General features: G+C 65.6%; 18 protein-coding genes. 7 read left to right on the plus strand and 11 right to left on the minus strand.

The window, feature by feature from the left end:
• Positions 1-54 precede the first annotated feature (54 nt).
• The 4 genes from cysS to ACZ4UU_RS07225 form a co-directional block, all read right to left on the minus strand.
• Positions 55-1,452, minus strand: a complete 1,398-nt coding sequence (cysS, locus tag ACZ4UU_RS07210) for a cysteine--tRNA ligase (RefSeq protein WP_468037276.1) — start codon at positions 1,450-1,452, stop codon at positions 55-57.
• 52 nt (positions 1,453-1,504) lie between these two features.
• The gene (gene ispF / locus ACZ4UU_RS07215; RefSeq protein ID WP_468037278.1) at positions 1,505-2,005 is read right to left on the minus strand and encodes a 2-C-methyl-D-erythritol 2,4-cyclodiphosphate synthase; all 501 of its coding nucleotides are present in this window, start codon (positions 2,003-2,005) and stop codon (positions 1,505-1,507) included.
• A complete protein-coding gene (gene ispD / locus ACZ4UU_RS07220; protein WP_217211147.1) occupies positions 1,995-2,771 on the minus strand; it encodes a 2-C-methyl-D-erythritol 4-phosphate cytidylyltransferase in 777 nt (258 codons plus the stop codon). The genes ispF and ispD overlap by 11 nt, the downstream gene beginning before the upstream one ends.
• 269 nt (positions 2,772-3,040) lie before the next feature.
• Positions 3,041-3,523 carry a CarD family transcriptional regulator gene (locus ACZ4UU_RS07225; RefSeq protein ID WP_003953493.1) on the minus strand — a complete coding sequence of 161 codons (483 nt, stop codon included), beginning with the start codon at positions 3,521-3,523 and terminating at the stop codon, positions 3,041-3,043.
• A 616-nt stretch (positions 3,524-4,139) separates the two neighbouring features.
• Here ACZ4UU_RS07225 and ACZ4UU_RS07230 point away from each other — a divergent pair.
• Entirely contained in the window at positions 4,140-4,847 is a 708-nt protein-coding gene (locus tag ACZ4UU_RS07230; RefSeq protein ID WP_468037280.1) for a copper chaperone PCu(A)C domain-containing protein, read from the plus strand.
• A 119-nt stretch (positions 4,848-4,966) separates the two neighbouring features.
• Here the strand turns inward: ACZ4UU_RS07230 and phoP are convergent, their stop codons facing one another.
• Together phoP and phoR are read right to left on the minus strand one after the other, a co-directional pair.
• A complete protein-coding gene (phoP, locus tag ACZ4UU_RS07235; RefSeq protein ID WP_004000192.1) occupies positions 4,967-5,638 on the minus strand; it encodes a two-component system response regulator PhoP in 672 nt (223 codons plus the stop codon).
• Between the two features lie 5 nt (positions 5,639-5,643).
• Entirely contained in the window at positions 5,644-6,936 is a 1,293-nt protein-coding gene (gene phoR / locus ACZ4UU_RS07240; protein ID WP_468037282.1) for a two-component system sensor histidine kinase PhoR, read from the minus strand.
• A 335-nt stretch (positions 6,937-7,271) separates the two neighbouring features.
• Between phoR and phoU the strand changes: the two genes are divergently transcribed.
• On the plus strand, positions 7,272-7,973 hold the full coding sequence (gene phoU / locus ACZ4UU_RS07245; RefSeq protein ID WP_468037284.1) for a phosphate signaling complex protein PhoU: 702 nt from the start codon (positions 7,272-7,274) through the stop codon (positions 7,971-7,973).
• Between the two features lie 620 nt (positions 7,974-8,593).
• Here phoU and ACZ4UU_RS07250 read toward each other — a convergent pair.
• Entirely contained in the window at positions 8,594-9,241 is a 648-nt protein-coding gene (locus ACZ4UU_RS07250; RefSeq protein WP_468037286.1) for a TetR/AcrR family transcriptional regulator, read from the minus strand.
• 167 nt (positions 9,242-9,408) lie between these two features.
• Between ACZ4UU_RS07250 and ACZ4UU_RS07255 the strand changes: the two genes are divergently transcribed.
• Positions 9,409-9,798 (plus strand): VOC family protein, encoded by a 390-nt coding sequence (locus tag ACZ4UU_RS07255; protein WP_468037288.1) that lies wholly within the window; start codon positions 9,409-9,411, stop codon positions 9,796-9,798.
• Between the two features lie 91 nt (positions 9,799-9,889).
• On the plus strand, positions 9,890-10,480 hold the full coding sequence (locus ACZ4UU_RS07260) for a dihydrofolate reductase family protein (RefSeq protein ID WP_468037290.1): 591 nt from the start codon (positions 9,890-9,892) through the stop codon (positions 10,478-10,480).
• Between the two features lie 484 nt (positions 10,481-10,964).
• Here ACZ4UU_RS07260 and ACZ4UU_RS07265 read toward each other — a convergent pair whose 3' ends face one another.
• Positions 10,965-11,450, minus strand: coding sequence for a DUF4265 domain-containing protein (locus ACZ4UU_RS07265; RefSeq protein WP_468037292.1), 486 nt, complete (start codon positions 11,448-11,450; stop codon positions 10,965-10,967).
• 10 nt (positions 11,451-11,460) lie between these two features.
• Between ACZ4UU_RS07265 and ACZ4UU_RS07270 the strand changes: the two genes are divergently transcribed.
• On the plus strand, positions 11,461-11,592 hold the full coding sequence (locus ACZ4UU_RS07270) for a hypothetical protein (RefSeq protein WP_468037294.1): 132 nt from the start codon (positions 11,461-11,463) through the stop codon (positions 11,590-11,592).
• Between the two features lie 336 nt (positions 11,593-11,928).
• Here ACZ4UU_RS07270 and ACZ4UU_RS07275 read toward each other — a convergent pair whose 3' ends face one another.
• Positions 11,929-12,243 carry a hypothetical protein gene (locus tag ACZ4UU_RS07275; RefSeq protein WP_468037296.1) on the minus strand — a complete coding sequence of 105 codons (315 nt, stop codon included), beginning with the start codon at positions 12,241-12,243 and terminating at the stop codon, positions 11,929-11,931.
• Between the two features lie 964 nt (positions 12,244-13,207).
• Between ACZ4UU_RS07275 and ACZ4UU_RS07280 the strand changes: the two genes are divergently transcribed.
• Positions 13,208-13,708, plus strand: a complete 501-nt coding sequence (locus ACZ4UU_RS07280; RefSeq protein ID WP_468037298.1) for a YfbM family protein — start codon at positions 13,208-13,210, stop codon at positions 13,706-13,708.
• 542 nt (positions 13,709-14,250) lie between these two features.
• Complete coding sequence (locus tag ACZ4UU_RS07285) at positions 14,251-15,141, plus strand: DUF4365 domain-containing protein (protein ID WP_468037885.1); 891 nt, start codon at positions 14,251-14,253, stop codon at positions 15,139-15,141.
• Positions 15,142-15,441: 300 nt separating this feature from the next.
• On the opposite strand, the gene ACZ4UU_RS07290 is transcribed toward ACZ4UU_RS07285, so the two are convergent.
• Together ACZ4UU_RS07290 and ACZ4UU_RS07295 are read right to left on the minus strand one after the other, a co-directional pair.
• The gene (locus ACZ4UU_RS07290) at positions 15,442-16,233 is read right to left on the minus strand and encodes an HNH endonuclease (protein ID WP_468037300.1); all 792 of its coding nucleotides are present in this window, start codon (positions 16,231-16,233) and stop codon (positions 15,442-15,444) included.
• Complete coding sequence (locus tag ACZ4UU_RS07295; protein ID WP_468037302.1) at positions 16,181-17,458, minus strand: AAA family ATPase; 1,278 nt, start codon at positions 17,456-17,458, stop codon at positions 16,181-16,183. Before ACZ4UU_RS07295 ends, ACZ4UU_RS07290 begins: the two co-directional genes overlap by 53 nt.
• Positions 17,459-17,696: the final 238 nt, after the last annotated feature.

The raw sequence follows: 17,696 nt of genomic DNA on the forward strand, positions 1-17,696 counted from the left end.
TGTGCCGCCCGGAGGGCCGGGCGGCACAATCGATCTTCCGGAGGGCCGGGTCGGTCAGCGTGGGCCGAGGGTCCAGCGCGGGCCCTGTGGGCTGTCCTCGATGACCAGGCCGGACTGGTTGAGCTGGTCCCGGATCGCGTCCGCGGTGGCCCAGTCCTTGCGGGAGCGCGCCGCCTCGCGCTGGTCGAGGACCATGCGGACCAGGGTGTCTACGACGCCGTGCAGATCCTCGCCGCGGTCGGTCTCGCCGGCCCAGTGCGGGTCGAGCGGGTCCAGGCCGAGGACGCCGAGCATGGCGCGCACCTCGGCGAGGCGGGCCACGGCGGCCTCCTTGTCGTCGGCGGCCAGGGCGGAGTTGCCCTGGCGGACCGTGGTGTGCACGATGGCGAGCGCCTGCGGGACGCCCAGGTCGTCGTCCATCGCCTCGGCGAAGGCCAGCGGCACCTCGGCGGACGGCTCGACGGCACCGGCCTTCTCCACCACGCGCTGTACGAAGCCCTCGATGCGCGCGAACGCCGACTCGGCCTCGCGCAGGGCGTCTTCGCTGTACTCGATGGTGGAGCGGTAGTGCGGGGTGCCCAGGTAGTAGCGCAGGACGATCGGGCGCCACTGCTTGACCATCTCGGACACGAGCACGCTGTTGCCGAGCGACTTCGACATCTTCTCGCCGCTCATGGTGACCCAGGCGTTGTGCACCCAGTACCGGGCGAACTCGTCGCCGTAGGCCTTGGCCTGGGCGATCTCGTTCTCGTGGTGCGGGAAGACCAGGTCGAGGCCGCCGCCGTGGATGTCGAAGGCGGAGCCCAGGTACTTGTGGGCCATCGCCGAGCACTCCAGGTGCCAGCCGGGGCGCCCGCGTCCCCACGGCGTCTCCCAGTCGGGCTCACCCGGCTTCGCGGCCTTCCACATCGCGAAGTCGCGCGGGTCCCGCTTGCCGGAGATGCCCTCCTCGGCGGGCTGCCGCATCTCGTCGAGGTCCTGCCGGGACAGCTCCAGGTAGGAGGGCCAGGAACGGACGTCGAAGTAGACGCTGCCGTCCGCCTCGTAGGCATGTCCGCGCTCGATGAGGCCGCGCATCATCTCGACCATCTCGGTGACATGGCCGGTGGCGCGGGGCTCGTACGTCGGCGGGAGGCAGCCGAGGGCGGTGTAGCCGTCGGTGAAGGCACGCTCGTTCTCGTAGCCGATCGACCACCAGGGGCGGTTCTGGTCGGCGGACTTGGCGATGATCTTGTCGTCGATGTCCGTGACGTTCCTGATGAACGTCACGTCATAGCCGCGGTACGCGAACCAGCGGCGCATGATGTCGAAGTTCAGTCCCGAGCGGATGTGCCCGATGTGCGGCGCGGCCTGCACGGTGGCGCCACAGAGGTAGATCGAGACACAGCCCGGCGCGAGCGGGGTGAAGTCACGGATCTGCCGGGCGCTGGTGTCGTACAGGCGAATAGTCACGGGTCCAGGGTAGTCGGCGATGCCCAGTGCCTCGGACGGTTGTGGACAACAGTCAGCTCGCGGTCCGCACCACGAGCGCCGTGGCCACGGCCATCAGACCTTCATCCCTTCCGGGGAACCCCAGTCCGTCCGTCGTCGCGCCCGACACCGACACCGGTGCTCCCGCCGCCTCCGACAGGATCTTCTGCGCCTCGTCGCGCCGTTTGCCGATCTTCGGGCGGGGGCCGACCACCTGCACCGCGATGTTGCCGATCCGGAAGCCGGCCTCGCGGACGATGCGGGCCGCCTCCGTGAGGAGTGCGACGCCGGACGCGCCCGACCACTCGGGTCGTCCCGTGCCGAAGTGCTGACCCAGGTCGCCGAGGCCGGCGGCCGAGAAGAGCGCGTTGCAGGCGGCATGAGCGACGACGTCCGCGTCGGAGTGGCCTGCCAGGCCGGGACCCTCGCCCTCCCACTTCAGGCCCGCGCACCACAGCTCGCGGCCCTCCTCGAAGGCGTGGATGTCGGTGCCGATGCCGACCTGGGGCAGCACCGGAAGCTGCTCAGAAGCCATCGTTCAGCCTCCGGCGCGCCAGGACCGCCTCGGCCAGCACCAGGTCCAGCGGGCGGGTGACCTTGAAGGCCTCCTCGTGGCCGGGCACGACCACGACGGTCAGGCCGAGCTGCTCGACCATGCTCGCGTCGTCGGTGACGTCGCCGGTCACCGTCTCGTGGGCGCGGATCAGCGTGGCGCGGTCGAAACCCTGCGGGGTCTGAACGGCGCGGAGGCGGGCGCGCCGCGGCGTGGCGACCACCGGTTCGGGCTCGCCCGTGACGGTGGCCGGCTCGACCTCCTTGACGGTGTCGGCGAGCGGCAGCGCGGGCACCACGGCCGGCGCTCCATCCCGTACGGCCTCGATCACCGCGTCCACCGTGTCCACCGGGACCAGGGGGCGCGCCGCGTCGTGCACCAGCACGATGTCGTGGTCCGGCGGCAGCGCGTCCAGGCCGAGCTTCACGGACTCCTGGCGGGTCTCGCCGCCGGGGACGACCAGGAAGTCGGTGCGCTCGGGCAGCGCGTGCGCGTCGAGCAGGCTCTTGACCTCGGCGGCGCCGTCGGGCGGGGCCACGACGACCACGAGGGAGACGGCACGGGAGGCGGCCATCGCGCGGACGGCGTGGATGAGCATGGGCGTGCCGTTCAGCGCGCGGAGCGCCTTGGGGGCGCCGGGACCGAGGCGTACGCCCCGTCCGGCGGCCGGAATCACAACGGCGGTACGGGCCCCGGTACGACCTTCGGAGGGGACACCCGTGGGCGAAGGACGCGAAACGTCAGACATCGGTTCCTGTCAGGTTTGTGTGCTCTGCCTACGTGGGTATGGCCTCAGCGTGCCGGGCGGGACGGCTTGACCGAACCCTTCCGTGACAACGGTCGAGCCAGCTGCCCGGACCCGGCACATCAAGTATCGGGGGCGCCCCCGAGATGGCCGCACTGCGTCGTCAAACGAACATGCCGCAGCGCCCGGCGACAGCAATAACGTCATCGGGCACCGCGGCACTTTTTAAAGCAACACAGCAGCGTGTGCTGAACTGAGGCGGACGGACCGCGTCAGGACGCGAGGACCTCGTCGAGCAGGGCCTCGGCCTTGTCCTCGTTCGTGTTCTCCGCGAGGGCGAGCTCGCTCACCAGAATCTGGCGGGCCTTGGCGAGCATGCGCTTCTCGCCGGCGGAGAGTCCACGCTCCCGCTCACGACGCCACAGGTCACGCACGACTTCCGCGACCTTGATGACATCGCCGGAGGCGAGCTTCTCCAGATTTGCCTTGTAACGACGCGACCAGTTCGTGGGCTCCTCGGCATACGGCGCACGCAGCACCTCGAAGACCCGGTCCAGCCCGTCCTGACCGACCACATCACGCACGCCGACGAACTCCGCATTGTCCGCTGGCACACGTACCGTCAGGTCACCCTGGGCGACCTTCAGCACCAAGTAGGTCTTGTCCACGCCTTTGATCTGGCGAGTTTCGATGGCCTCGATCAGCGCGGCCCCGTGATGGGGATAGACCACGGTGTCGCCAACCTTGAACGTCATGTGACAGGTACCCCTTCCGTGGCTATCCAGGGTAACACGGAAACTGCGGGTTCTGAATGGCGTTTTCGCAGGTCAGGGCATATCTCGGGGCTTGACAAGTCCAACACCGACGTGCTTCGCGGGCCGAGCGGAAGAAGGTATTCGCAGGTCGGAGCGGCTCTACGGGCGAGGTGAAACGCGTACGTTACACGCATCCGGAGGCACCTCCGAGTAGCCGAACGTACACATATGTCCGGTTCCGAGTGTGCGACTTTCGCTACTCCGTTCGGCGTCCCGGAGTCGGCTCCCGGACGATTCCGGAATTGATCACAGCCAGGTCGGGGGCACCGTCGGTGATCAATTTCGGGAAGGTCGCGCATTCCTTCACGGAAATTTTGCGGGGGGTGTTGCGAGGGGGCTTATGTGAATGGCGGACGAGCCCCCGGGCAATGTGACTCCCAGGCCACCTGTGGGTGAAGGGACGGGTGGTGGAAGAGGTACTTCGACGGCACTTGGGCGCCCAGGGGAGGGTCGGGTGCGGTCGCGCAGGAACGGCTCGGTAACCTAAGGCCGCTGACAGACACTTAGGGCGGCTTTATGCAGCCCGCCCCGTTCGAGTCAAGGAGTTGCCGCCGCCGTGAGCAGCAGCCTTCGACGCGGCGCCCTCGCCGCGGCCGCCATCGCGTTCTCGATCACGTCGCTCGGTGCGTGCGCCGCCGGCAACAACAGCCAGACGCTGGAGATCAAGCCGGACAACGCGGCGACCACCGTGGGCGACATCAAGATCCAGAACGCCATCGTCATCACCCAGCCCGACCTGGAGTCGACCGGCCCCGCCGCGGTCTCCGCGACCCTGTTCAACTCCGGCCGTACCGCGCAGACGCTGGAATCGATCAAGGTGGACGGCACCGACAAGAGCGCCGAGCTCAAGCCCGCCAAGGGCGGCAGCCTCACCATCCCGGCCGGCGGTTCGCTGATCATCGGCGGCAAGGGCAACGCCTCCGCGACGCTGCCCAGCAGCCGTGAGGCCATCCAGGACGGCAACGCCCAGAAGATCACCTTCACCTTCAGCAAGACCGGTGACGTGAGCCTGCGCGCCTTCGTCGTGCCGGCCGAGCACTACTTCGAGAGCTGGGGCCCGAGCGAGGTCCCGGCGGCGCCGGGCACGTCGGCCTCCCCGAGCGGTTCGCCGACCGGCACCCCGGCCGGCGGCACCGAGGCCACCCCGACCGGTTCGGCCTCCGCCGGCGAGACGCCGGGCGCCGGCACCGAGGCCGGTACCGGCTCGGGCGCGGGCGCGGCGACCCCGTCCGACAGCGCCTCGCAGTCGGCCGCCGGTCACTGAGCCGGTCGTACGGCGCCTGCACAGCCGTAGAAAAGGGCGGGGCCCCGGGAGATCCGGGGCCCCGCCCTTTCGTACGCCGTACGTCTGGCGCCTTGCGGCTCGCCTCTTGCGTCCGCGGTTTACGGCTCGAACTTGTAGCCCAGGCCGCGCACCGTCACCAGGTATCTGGGCGCACCCGGGTCCGGCTCGATCTTGGCGCGCAGGCGCTTGACGTGGACGTCCAGGGTCTTGGTGTCGCCCACGTAGTCGGCGCCCCAGACACGGTCGATGAGCTGCATGCGGGTCAGGACGCGGCCGGCGTTGCGCAGGAGCATCTCCAGGAGGTCGAACTCCTTGAGGGGGAGGTCCACCTTGGAGCCGGAGACCGTGACGACGTGACGGTCGACGTCCATGCGGACCGGGCCCGCCTCCAGGGCGGCCGGGGTCACCTCCTCCGGCTCGCCGCGGCGGCGCAGGACGGCCCGGATACGGGCGACCAGCTCGCGCGAGGAGAACGGCTTGGTGACGTAGTCGTCGGCTCCTATTTCCAGGCCGACCACCTTGTCGATCTCGCTGTCCTTGGCGGTGACCATGATCACCGGGACGTTCGAGCGGCCGCGCAGCTGGCGGCAGACCTCGGTGCCCGGCAGGCCGGGCAGCATCAGGTCGAGGAGGACGAGGTCGGCGCCGTTGCGCTCGAACTCGTCGAGTCCGTCGGGCCCGGTGGTCGCGACGGCGACCTCGAAGCCCTCCTTGCGGAGCATGTACGACAGGGCGTCGGAGAAGGACTCCTCGTCCTCGACGACGAGCACACGGGTCACGGAAGGACCTCCGGGGCGGAAAGCGTTTCGTACGCGGTTGAGTCAGGGGGTGAATCGGGGGATCTGCGGGAACTCGATGCGGCGGACCGTCCGGCCTCGTCGTCGAGATCGGGGTCCTGCTGTGCGCGGTCACGGGCCGCGCCCGCCTCCGGCAGCCGCAGGGTGAACGTGGAGCCCTGTCCCTCGGAGCTCCACACCGTGACCTCCCCGCTGTGCGAGGCGGCCACGTGCTTGACGATCGCGAGACCGAGGCCCGTGCCACCGGTGGCACGGGAACGGGCCGGGTCGACGCGGTAGAAGCGCTCGAAGATGCGCTCCTTGTCCTTGTCCGAGATACCGATGCCCTGGTCGGTCACGGCGATCTCGATGAGGTCTCCGCCCGGGGCGCTGACCCGGCGCGCGGCGATGCCGACGCGGGTGCGGGCGGGCGAGTAGTTGACGGCGTTCTCGACGAGGTTGCCGAGCGCGGCGGCGAGCTGGCCGCGGTTGCCCCAGATGCTGAGGTCGTCGCTGGTGCCCCCCGCCGCCATGGTGATCTGCTTCGTGCCGGCGGCGTGCCGGCAGCGGTCCATGGCCTCGGCGACGAGCTCGTCGACCCGGACGGGCTCGGCGTCCTCCAGCGGGTCGTCGTTCTGCACCCGGGAGAGGTCGATGAGCTCCTGCACCAGGCTGGTCAGCCGGGTCGCCTCGATCTGCATCCGGCCGGCGAAGCGTTGTACGGCCTCCGGGTCGTCGGAGGCGTCCATGACGGCCTCGGAGAGGAGGGAGAGCGCGCCGACCGGCGTCTTCAGCTCATGGCTGACGTTGGCGACGAAGTCACGCCGCACCGCCTCTATGCGCCGGGCCTCGGTGAGGTCCTCGACAAGGAGGAGGACGAGGCGGGAGCCGAGGGGCGCTACGCGCGCGGACACGGCGAGGGCATCGCCGCGTCCGGTACCGCGCCGCGGCAGATCCAGCTCGACCTGCCTTATCTCGCCGTCCCGTCTCGTGTCCCGGGCCATCTGGAGCATGGGCTCCACGGAGAGCTTGCCCCCGCGCACCAGACCGAGGGCGTACGCCGCCGAGCTGGCCTTGACCACGCCGTCCCCCTCGTCGAGGACGACGGCGGAGGAGCGCAGCACCGACAGGACCGTGTCCACGCCGGGCGGCAGGACGGGGTCGGTGTGCAGGGAGGTCCGGGTGGGTCGCTTCAGGTCGCGTTCGCTCCAGCGGAACGCCAGCATGGCGATGACGCCGGTGAGCACCCCGGCTATCGCTGCCGCTGCGGCGACCGCCGCGTTCACGTCCATGCACCCAGGTTAGGCATGGCGCAGGCAGTGGCCACAGCCGTCGGAGTGCGAGCTCGAACACTCGTCGCCCAGAGTTCACCTTGGAGCCAGTGGTGGTTCATTTGGGGTGGCGGAAACGGACGCGTAGAGCCCGAACAGTGGACGTGTGGGGTTCGCGCGGGTGGTTTGGCGTGGGATCACACTGGCGGTTTCACGACAGTCCTACTGTCGTTTTCACGACGGTCTTACTGTCGGAGGTCCGGACGGTAAGACTTTCCGGAGCAGGCCGGACAGTAGGACGGTAGGACTGTCTCCTGGCCCGGAACCCCCGAGGCAGACGTAAGAGAGGGACCCTGATGCGGGACGCGTACCACGAGGAACTGGACTCGATCGGCGACGGTCTGGTGGAGATGGCCCGGCTGGTCGGGTCGGCGATCGGGCGCGCCACGACGGCGATCCTCGACTCCGACCTGAAGCTGGCCGAAAGCGTGATCGAGGCCGACCAGAAGGTCGACGACCTCCAGCACGACCTGGAGGCCCGGGCCATAGCCCTGCTGGCGCGCCAGCAGCCGGTGGCGACCGACCTCCGTATCGTCGTCACGTCGCTGCGTATGTCGGCTGACCTGGAGCGCTCGGGCGACCTGGCCCAGCACGTGGCCAAGCTCACCCGGCTGCGCTACCCGGCGCGGGCGATCCCCCAGGACCTGCACGCCACCATCCTGGAGATGGGCCAGCTCGCGCAGCGTCTGATGGCGAAGGCGGCCGAGGTGATCGTCACCAAGGACGTCGACCTCGCGCTCCAGCTGGAGCAGGACGACGACGCGATGGACCTGCTGCACCGCACCCTCTTCCAGCACCTGCTGGACGAGCGCTGGAAGCACGGCATCGAGACGGCGGTCGACGTGACGCTGCTCGGCCGCTACTACGAGCGCTACGCCGACCACGCGGTGGCCGTGGCCAAGCGTGTGGTGTTCCTGGTGACGGGTGAGCACGCGGACGAGCTGCAGACGGACATCCAGCCGGAGATCCAGTCGGCGGCAGGGGTGGAAGGGGCCTAGGCCGCGAGCGCGTCGGGGCTCAGGTCTCCGGCGGGTCGGGGCTTGTTCGGGGCGTGCGCAAGCCTCTGTGCGCCGTTGATGCGCCCAGGGGGGGCGGGCATGGAATGGGCACAGGCTCCAGCCTCGAGGAGGATCCATGGCCGAATCCCCCAACACCCCCGGTACCACCCCCGACCCCACCCAGGAACGCCCGTCCGAGCAGCCCGCCGACATCAGGAGCCTCCCGCTCTTCGGCGCCTGCGGCTGCGGCTCGGGGTGCGGGTGCGGTTGCCAGTCGGGGAATCCCTGCCAGTGCGGGTGAGGACTCTCGTACGACGGTGAGGCTCGACGGTGAGGGCTCCGGTGCGGTGGATGCACCGGAGCCCTTTGCTGTGGTCGGCGCAACGCCGTGTGGAAGGAGCCGGAAGACGGTCCGGCGCCGTCCGCTGACGCTCCCTGGGCCCTGATGGACAGGCCGTTGTCAGTGGCGGCCGCTGGAGTCGCGGTCGCGAGACCTGCCAGCGTCGGCCGCGCTTCTGGGTTTCGCCTTGGCTGGTTGCCGCGAGTATGAGAGCAACTGTCAGGACCCGCCCGCGGATGGGAGCCGCACCCACCCAGCGGTGATAGGCGTCTACGCCGTCCTAGGCGGTGGCGTAGTCGGACAGGGCGGGTTCCAGCAGGCCGAAGACTTGGGCGGCTTCGGTGGTGATGGTCTGGGCGATCCGGTTGTTGGGGTGTCCGGCGAGAGTGAGCTCCTGGATGCGCTGGAACAGCATGCGGTGAACGGTGCCCAGCAGTTCGGCGACGGCCCGGACGGTGATGTCGTCGGGTTGGGCCCCGGTGGCCTCGGCAAGCGCCTGAGCCAGGTGGTGTGCGCGCTGGTCGTGCAGGCCGCGCACACAGGTGCTCAAGGTGGGGCTGTCGGCGATCATGCGGGCGAACTCCTGGCCGGAGAACCCGGCGACCGGGTCCTGGGAGGCGACGGAGTCGGCGAAGGCACGGCGCAGCGCGGCCAGCGCTGGTTCCCCCGGGTGTCGAGCGTCTACGGCTCGGGCCAGCGAGACGGCGAACTGCTCCTGATGGTCCAGTGCCAGGTCTTCCTTGCGGGGGAAGTAGTTGGTGACCGTCTTCTTGGCGACGCGGGCGGCGGCGGCGATCTCGGCGATGGTCGTCTGCTCGAAGCCCTGGTCGATGAACAGCCGTGTCGCGTGGTCGGAGATGAGCTGCCGGGTCTCCTGCTTCTTCGTCTCGCGAAGTCCGGCCCCGGGGGCCGGCATCTGGGTAGCCATGGCGCAATCTTACTCCCGTAGCATTTTTATGTTGACACTAGGGGTGGCTCAGGATAAGTTTACGACCGTTGCAAGTTTACGTCGATCAGATGGCGGAGCGGGCACGCCCATGCGTGGTCCCCGCCTTGTGGCCACTGAGCCCGTCCCCACCGCATCCAGGGAGTCCCGTGCAGTTCACCGCCTCCACCGTCTCGCTGACCGTTGACGACGTCACCCGTTCGCAAGAGTTCTTCACCACCCACCTGGGCTACATCGTCCGGCAGGCCGCCGACGGCTTCGTGTCCCTGTCTCACGATGACGCGGTCGACGTCATCCTGCTTGCCCGCGGTATCGAGGTGTTGCCGCCCGAGCAGCGTGAGCAGCGCGTCAGTGGTCTGATCCTGGCCTTCACCGTCGCCTCCGGCCTGCAGGAGCAGGAAGAGCGGCTGCGTGAGGCCGGGGTCCGGATCACCATGCCGTTGCGTCAGGAGCCGTGGGGGGAGCGCCTGTTCCAGGTCACCGATCCCAACGGAGTGATCATCCAGTTTGTCGAGTGGGCTGCTGCCGAACACGGCTGACCCCGTCCCGACGCAAAGGATCTCGGGCTTGTCGCTCGATCCGCCCCGTTCACCAGCCGCTGCCCGACAACCGACCCACAAGGAATCCTCCGTGCGCAAGCTCGTGTACTACATCGCCGCCACCCTCGACGGCTTCATCGCCGGCCCCGACGGCGCCGACCCCTCAGGACCTGACGGCTTCTGGCCGATCCCCGGCGACTATGTGCAGCACCTGGCCGCGGAGTACCCCGAGACCCTGCCCGCCCCGGCGAGGGCGGCCCTGTCCATCACCGCAGAGGGCACACACTTCGACACCGTCCTCGAGGGACGCAAATCCTATGAGATCGGCCTCCAAGCCGGTATCACCGACGCTTACCCGCACCTGAGGCACCTGGTGTTCTCCACCACCTTGGCCAAGAGCCCCGACCCGGCCGTGGAACTGGTCACGAGCGACCCGGTGGCGAAGGTACGGGAACTGAAGCAGGAGGACGGCAAGGATCTCTGGCTGATCGGCGGGGGCGGACTGGCGGGCGCCCTGTACACCGAGATCGACCAGCTGATCGTCAAACTGGGCCCATTGACCATCGGCACCGGCATCCCCCTCTTCGGTCGCACGGCCGCCTTCGATCCGCGAACCTGGAAGCTGACGGACCACGTCGTCCTGGAGAGCGGGGCAGCGTTTCTCACCTACACCCGCAGCTGAGGGCAAGACCGTTTCCACAACACGTGGTCAACGGCGTGGCCCGCGAGGAACTGACGGCTGACGAGTGGAAGTTGATCGAGCCGTTCTAGCCGAAAGGCGGGTCCGGTCCGCACCCGGAACGGCTGAGACAGCAGCTCGACGGGACGATCGCCGAGACGGACCGGCGAGGGCGGATCGACCTGTCGCTGGTCAGCGTGGACTCCACGGTGGTCCGCGCCCACGGCTGCGGCTCGGTCATCTGGCCCAGTGGTCTTCCAGGCCGCGCAAATGGCTCCGGGCCGCGCCTCAGTCGCAGGTGGGAGGCATGATCACGCAGCCTGCTTCTTCTTCGCCCGGGTCTTGTCAGGGATCTTGGTGAGCTGGGTTTTTACTGGTCAGGGGCGGTGGGCTCGTGCGCCTGGTGGTCGTGTTGGTCGGCATTGGCCACTGTCGAGCGGCCTCGGACGGCCCAGGGACGGCCCAGCCATGGGGTACATGAACGGCGTCAACCAGCGGATGCGGCCCGCCATTCGGCGGTGATGCAGCCCTCTTCCATGTCCCACCACTCCTTGGCCACACCGTGCTTGAGGAGCCGCTGCACCTTGGCCAGATCGGCAGTGGGCGGGACGTCCAGGGCGACCATGCCGTACCGCTCTATGCCCTCGCCGTCGACGTCGAGTTCCTTGAACGCGTTGATCACGCTCTGCCGTGCGGCTCCTGAGCCGCTGTCACGGAGCACGATAAGGCGGATGGTGCAGTTCTCAGAACGCCGAACCACCTTGCCGGCCCATCGCACGCCCTCCTCGTCGGACTCGGTGGCCACGATGTCCCCGCAGGCAATGCCACGGACGAACCAGGGGATGTTGTCGAGCCGTGCGGTGCCGTCACCTTGGTCGACCGCCCACAGACTCTCCACCGACGCCGGGGGCCAGTCGTCCTTGATCTCAAGCCGGAAGTGCACCTTCACGTGCGGGCCTTCGAGGTTCGTCATGGTGTTCAGGATGCACAGTTCTGCCCGCACCGGCCGCAGGTGGCCGAGAGCCCTGGCCTCCAGAGGACCGGCGGCGTTGCCGCTGCTCGGTGACGTGCTGTTCGCCGTGCTGTGGGCACGTCTGGCCCACGTCGCTGAATGAGGACCACTGGAAGCCCACCCTGGCGAAAGTGGGCGGCCGCGACCGTGTCCGGAAGGCCCTCGGCCTGGCACTCCGGCCTCAAGGGTCGGGGCACTGAGGGCCCACAGTGGGCCCCAGACCGTGAAAATGCCCCCGATCCGCGCCGTAGGCGCAGGTCGGGGGCATGATCACAAAACCTACTTCTTCTTGCCCTGGGTCTTGTCGGGGATCTTGGTGAGCTGGGTTTTTGCTGGTCAGGGGTGGTGGGCTCGTGCGCCTGGTGGTCGTCGTTGGTCGTCATTGGCCACTGTTGAGCAGCGTCGGACGGCCCCGGGACGGCCCAAACAGCCGACCGACTCAGTCCTCACTCATCCGGTACGGCTCAGGCAACGGCGACAGCGGCACGCCAAGCGCGCGTCCCAACAAGGCCCGTGCAACCACGTCGCGCTCTGTGTCCGGTTGGCCTGTTCTCATCGAAAGAATCAAGCGGTCTCGGGTGACGACAGCAGCACCCGTGAAGCTTGGGTCGGTGATCGAAGACTCCTCCAACGTGACGTCCAGCTCAGCGAGAAGCTCAGCCAGAGGGACGTCGAGAAGACGCTGAGGACTCGGCACCTTCTTGGCGTAGTCGGTCGTCCGCATCGGCGTCTGCGCTTCGTTGTGCCTTGTCACGGGCCCATCTCCCTCAGCTGGCCTTGAACGGGTCGCCAGAGGTCTCCCCCAGGTTCGTGCCAGAACAACACCACGCTGAACGATCTCCCCGTTAACGGTGAGGACAGAGACATCAGTGCGAGGACTGTGCTCAGGACATCAGCTTCGGAAGCTGGGGCATTTGGGGGGACGTTGGGACGCTGACCTGGCCAAACGGCTGGCTCGGCACGCCGTTGGGCTGGGCGGCTTTCACCGTCATTCCCCGCTGCTCCCCGCACTATCTGGTGCGCCAGTGGTGCACGGCGTTGTCAGCGGCTACCCGTACGCTGCGGAGCGTTGGGTCGGCCTGCTGTCTCGGCAACGAGAGCGCGCGACCAAGGGGGGGCTCAGAAGAGATCCCCGAGCCACGATGGTCCGGGAACTCGTGAAGCTTCGACCCCACCCCCCTCCAACCAGCCGCTGAGAGGCCCCGGACCGCGTACGGATCACTTCCTACGGCGCCTGCCCGCCCGCTTCTTCAGTTCGGCCTGGCCACGCTTCGTCCAGTCGCCCTGGTGGAGATAGCAACGTGACGTGCCCTTCAGCGTCTTGTTCTGACAGCGGCCACCAACTGCCGTCGGCCACCCGCACTTTCCCTGCTTCCACTCACCCACGGGGTGCCCCCTCCCGTTGGCTTGCTTGCGTCCGGGCCACCAGCGTGCGTCACACATCCGGCACAGAGCAGGGAGCATGGCTAGCGAAGTCAGATGGTGCAGGCGCACGCGGGTCGGTACAGCGGGAGCGTTCCTCCAGGTGCACGCTTTCCAACTGTGTTGGTGCCTCTTGAGGACCCGTCCAGGGGCGTTCACCAGGGTTCATGGAGGGCTCGCCGCCGGGTCGGGATCGGCTCCGGGTCTGGGGTGAACGTCGGTGAACCACAATGAATGAGACGGAAAGTGAGACGGGCACAGCGACCGTTGTCAGTGGTCTCGCTTAGTCTCCGGCCATGAGCATGATCGGTGAGTATCTGCGTGTTACGGCTGCTGAGCTTGACCGAGCAATCCAAGATCCCGACTGGGCCTTGGACCTTGTTGAGGAGGTCCAGGACGCCGAGGAGGAGTCTGAGCCTTCGCCGGCCGAGACGCGTCACTTCAGCACGTACAAGAGTTGGGACATGCTCCGCTTCCTGCTGACGCGCGTCGAGTTCCCCGTGAACGTGATCCACGGCGAGGAGGCGTTCGCCGAGGATGAGGACTGGGGGTACGGGCCTCCCAGGGACCTGCGGCCCGAGCGGGTCCGGCTCGCGGCGGAAGCCCTGCGGGCTACCAGCTATGCCCAGCTGATCAGTGGGGTGGACCCCGCTGAACTGACCAGCGCCGAGGTGTATCCGCTCGGATGGAGTGAGCCCGGCTCGCTGGAGTGGGGGCGTCCCTGGTACGACGACCTCACACTGTTCTTCGAGGCTGCTGCCGGGGCGGACGACGCGATGCTCGTCTGGCTGGACTGACGGGCCACGACAGTGGTGAGACCTCAGCTTGGGAAGCTTAGGTCATCTGGAGATCATCCGGACCTCTGGCCTGCCGAAACGGCTTGATCGCCACCCCTCGGTGCGCTGCCTCTTTGCCCCGTGATTCCCCGCTGTTCCCCGCCCGTTCTGGCACGCGTGTGGCACGCGCTCACCGGGTCGGTAGCCAGCCCCGAGCTGGTTGAAGGTGAAGTCGAACAGCGCTGTGTGCCCCCAATGCCAACGGCGGCCCTCGGCATTCAGCTGGGCCTTCGAACGCGGGTCGGCTGGCAGTGCGGCCTGTTCAAGGACGTAGCGTGTTCTCGCTGTGCCTCTGCGGACCGAGATGGTGAGGTCGTGACGCACGGGGCGTTCATCTGCCTGACCTTCGGCAACGAGACCAACCCCCCTTCCGCGAGGTTGAGTTACGTACCAGCTGTCAGTCCCTCCCTCTAGGCTAGGGACTCGTTGGTTGGCCGGAGCAAGCATGAGGAGATGCAACTTTGACAGTCGTCCCTCCCACCCACTTGGTGGACCGGGCTGGAGTGTCTCGGGCCGCATACTTGGTCACCACCCAATTGGGCTGGATCTTCCGTGAACAGGAGACCAGTGATATTGGAATTGACGCCCACATTGAGGTGGTCGAGGGGGCTGACCTCCCTAGCAGCGCCTCTGGACGAGGAACTGGCCGACTGTTGGCTGTACAGATAAAGTCTGGCGCCAGTCAATTCACAAAGTCGACAGATCTCGGGTGGTGGTTCTATTGCAGCGCGAACCATGTCGAGTATTGGATGAATCACTCACTTCCAGTCACTCTCATGTTGTTCGAGCCAGAATCTGAGCAAATTTACTGGCAGCACGTGAACGATGATACGGTCATTGTCGCAGGGCAGGGCCATAAAGTGCTTGTCCCTTTGAAGAATAAACTGAATGAATCCTGCAGAAATGACCTCGGCATTCCGGCTCGAAGTCAGATCAGTGGCGGCACGATAACAACGAAACCTACGCGAGTCACATCTGTACGACAAGCTGACTATGAACTGGCAGGTGCCATCGATCTGCTGGTTTCAGTTATGGGCAAAACGGTAGAAGAAGCGACGCCGAAAGACTTCCGCTTCGCCTTTGCTTCTCAGCTACGCGCGCTGCATCGCCGTGCTGGAGCGCCCGAGCTCGATATTGTGTCGTCGAAGACCGGTTACGAGGTCGCGAAGCTGGCTTCCTATCTTGAGGGATTTACTCACCCAAGTAGAGGTCGGGTTGTCGCAATCGTTGAAGCGCTCATTGAATGTGCATGCGAAAGAGAAATCAAGATTCCGGGCTACCTGACAGACATGCGCGCATGGGAGAGAATGTGGCGTGTTGCAGACAAGCCGGGGATGCAGAAGATACTTAAGAACAAAGCGCAAAAGGGTACTCATCTAACCCGGCGATCCTAAAACATTAGTGGCGTCTCGCCAGGCGGTGTAACGAATCAAGGTGCCGGAATCCGCAGTTCATCTCTGTCCTGCAGAGCGTGCAACACTGCGCTGATCAAGTCCGTTCTGGGATGTTCGTCAGCAATGCACGTCGCGGGCTACCAGGCACAGAAGGCATTGAGGACTACCTAGGGCCTGCGCCGCGTTGAGACACGGGCATGAGAGAGCGTTCACAACTGACAGCGCAACGCCTTACGACGACGGCGTCTCATCGTTAAAGGGCCCGAGCAGCTAGAGAACTCTGTCTCGCCCGGAATCATCCTAGGCGCTGCACGCTTCCCGGACGAATCTCCTCCAGATCGAAGGGAAACGGGCCCTCAATTCCGAGAAACGTGGTTCCAATGAGCCCTCTCGACGTGCAAACCATTCCCCGATGCCGTGCTCGTCTTCACGGATCTCTCTCAGGAGTTTGCCCGTGGACTTTTTTGGCTCGACGCTCGAAAGTAGGTAGTCAACGGCTTCGTTGTATCGTGCGATTATGCGGCGTCTCCCTTCAACGACAGCCTCGTGATTAATGAAGGATATGACCTCCACGGTTGACTCACCCTTAGGGTCGAAATCCTCGTCGAGGAAACGGGCTGCCAAGTATCCGGTCTTGGTGTCAAGGATCAAAAAGTCCCAGGGGTCTTCTCTCGTAGGATTAATAATCAAAGGCTTCCCGTCCTTGTCCCTGGGGAACCTTGCGCCTTTCTTCCTGTTGCACTCTGGGCATACCAGGATGAAGTTGTTCCATGTGAAAGCCTGGGAGTAGTCCACCGAGATCGGAGTGAAGTGGTCAACGTCAGCGGAACGAGAATCGCAACAGTAAACGCAGCGCTGGCGCTGACCGTTCATCTCTTTCAACGCTTCAAGTACTGGCCGGCTCTTTACTGATCTGCGATAGCTGTTCCACTCCGTCCTCGCGGTCTCTTTATTTGTTACCTTCCTTCGCCTTGCCGCTAGGTCGCAACGCGTAGAAAAGTCAAGATCGGTTCGGTAGATCCTTCTCATCTGCTTCCCGTCACTCCGCTTCAGCGAAGAGCGACAGCTGTTCCAACTCGCTGGATTCATCATTTGTGAGCTTTCCAGCGATCTGCTTTGCTCGCAGTCGGGAGTGTCTCCTATTAGCTGCAACGGCTCGTGGAGAGCGGGTGTGACTCATTCCGAAAGCAGGCGTGAGGAGGATTTGGTCCGGCTTCCCCGCGATCACCCGATTGAAATCATCAGGGGCGAGCTGGAACGGTTGCCCCTGACCGGGCTGAGGCATGTGGTACACCCTGCCCCTGTCAGCTGCTTGGCATACGAGCGGGCTGTGCGTCGTGACGATGAATTGGACCAGCGGGAAATGCTTCTTAAGCCAAAATCCAATCTCTCGCTGCCAGGCAGGGTGCAGGTGTGAGTCCACTTCATCAATGATCACCACGCCCGGGCGATTGATGTAAGTGGATCCGTCATCGCGTTTCTTGGTCAAATCTGTTGTTCCGTAAACGTCCACCATATGGCGGAAGATGTCGATCAGCATTGCGAGTGCAGATCGGTACCCTTCACTCATGTCCGCGAGAGGCATCCGCCGGCCAGCAGAATCCGTAAGCCAGATCCCCTCAGAGTTAACTTCGCTGACTGCCATTCCCTGACGCAAGAAGTCGTCATTAAGTAGCTCAAGGAGGCTTTCCAGGGCGACCTTTTCAGATTCCTGCTGCTCCAGCTTCTTATAGTTAAGCTGTTTAACCCATTGTTCGCACTCTGCAAGGGTTGCATCCTCTTTAAAAAGAGTGGCGAATCTGGGAACGCGCCCAGGGATTACCATCAGTCGCTGCGCGTCGGGTGAACTGCCGTAGAGGCGACGAAAGGGTCCGTATCCAAGGGAGAACCAGCCTTGTGTTCCTGGAGCCCACGGGCCGTTGAATGCTCCCTTCTTTTTGTTTCTGTACACGTCTACAGACGAAATTACCCACGCGCTTGTTTCGCGAGAGAAGCCAATTTCGGCCCAAAAAGTATTTTGGACGGGGAATCCACCCTTAGCGGTGCGATCCCACTCCCTGAAGGGTTTGATTTCAACCGAGATGGTTCCTGATTCCTCGCCCTCGGTAACCCATCCTCGGGTGTCCGTTAGGAGGACGCGTGAATCATCTGGCCCTAGAATCGCCATGCAGATGGATTTCAGGAGGGCAGTCTTTCCAGACCCGTTGTCGCCAGTGATCACTGCCCAGCCTGCGTGTTCTCCATCGAAACCGGAGAAGTCAAGGTCTGCGCTCTCAAAACCTTTAATGTTCTTGAGTACTACTCTCTCGATGTACAAGACAGTTCTCCGATGTCGGCCACAGCTCCTGCGACAGTGCTCCTCTGAGCAGCATAGGGACGGCGCTGGTCTGTTGGCAGGATCACGGAGCAGAAGCTTCAGCTATGAGGTCGGCGGAGCGGGTTTGGCCGGTGGCCTGCCCGGTCTGGGGTCGAGCATGATCAGGGGACCGTACGCTGGCCAGCAACTCGGGCAGGCTTTGGGCCTGACCGCAATTAGCACGAGTGGTCCCCTGGTC

Source organism: Streptomyces sp. NPDC028907 (assembly GCF_055564995.1).

Coding starts and splice junctions, on each gene's coding strand:
- phoU (WP_468037284.1), top strand. CDS start 7,272: ATGCGGGACGCGTACCACGAGGAACTGGACTCGATCGGCGACGGTCTG.
- ispF (WP_468037278.1), bottom strand. CDS start 2,005: ATGGCTTCTGAGCAGCTTCCGGTGCTGCCCCAGGTCGGCATCGGCACC.
- phoR (WP_468037282.1), bottom strand. CDS start 6,936: ATGGACGTGAACGCGGCGGTCGCCGCAGCGGCAGCGATAGCCGGGGTG.
- ACZ4UU_RS07265 (WP_468037292.1), bottom strand. CDS start 11,450: ATGACGAACCTCGAAGGCCCGCACGTGAAGGTGCACTTCCGGCTTGAG.
- ACZ4UU_RS07270 (WP_468037294.1), top strand. CDS start 11,461: ATGCACAGTTCTGCCCGCACCGGCCGCAGGTGGCCGAGAGCCCTGGCC.
- ACZ4UU_RS07225 (WP_003953493.1), bottom strand. CDS start 3,523: ATGACGTTCAAGGTTGGCGACACCGTGGTCTATCCCCATCACGGGGCC.
- ACZ4UU_RS07280 (WP_468037298.1), top strand. CDS start 13,208: ATGAGCATGATCGGTGAGTATCTGCGTGTTACGGCTGCTGAGCTTGAC.
- ACZ4UU_RS07290 (WP_468037300.1), bottom strand. CDS start 16,233: ATGATGAATCCAGCGAGTTGGAACAGCTGTCGCTCTTCGCTGAAGCGG.
- ACZ4UU_RS07250 (WP_468037286.1), bottom strand. CDS start 9,241: ATGGCTACCCAGATGCCGGCCCCCGGGGCCGGACTTCGCGAGACGAAG.
- ispD (WP_217211147.1), bottom strand. CDS start 2,771: ATGTCTGACGTTTCGCGTCCTTCGCCCACGGGTGTCCCCTCCGAAGGT.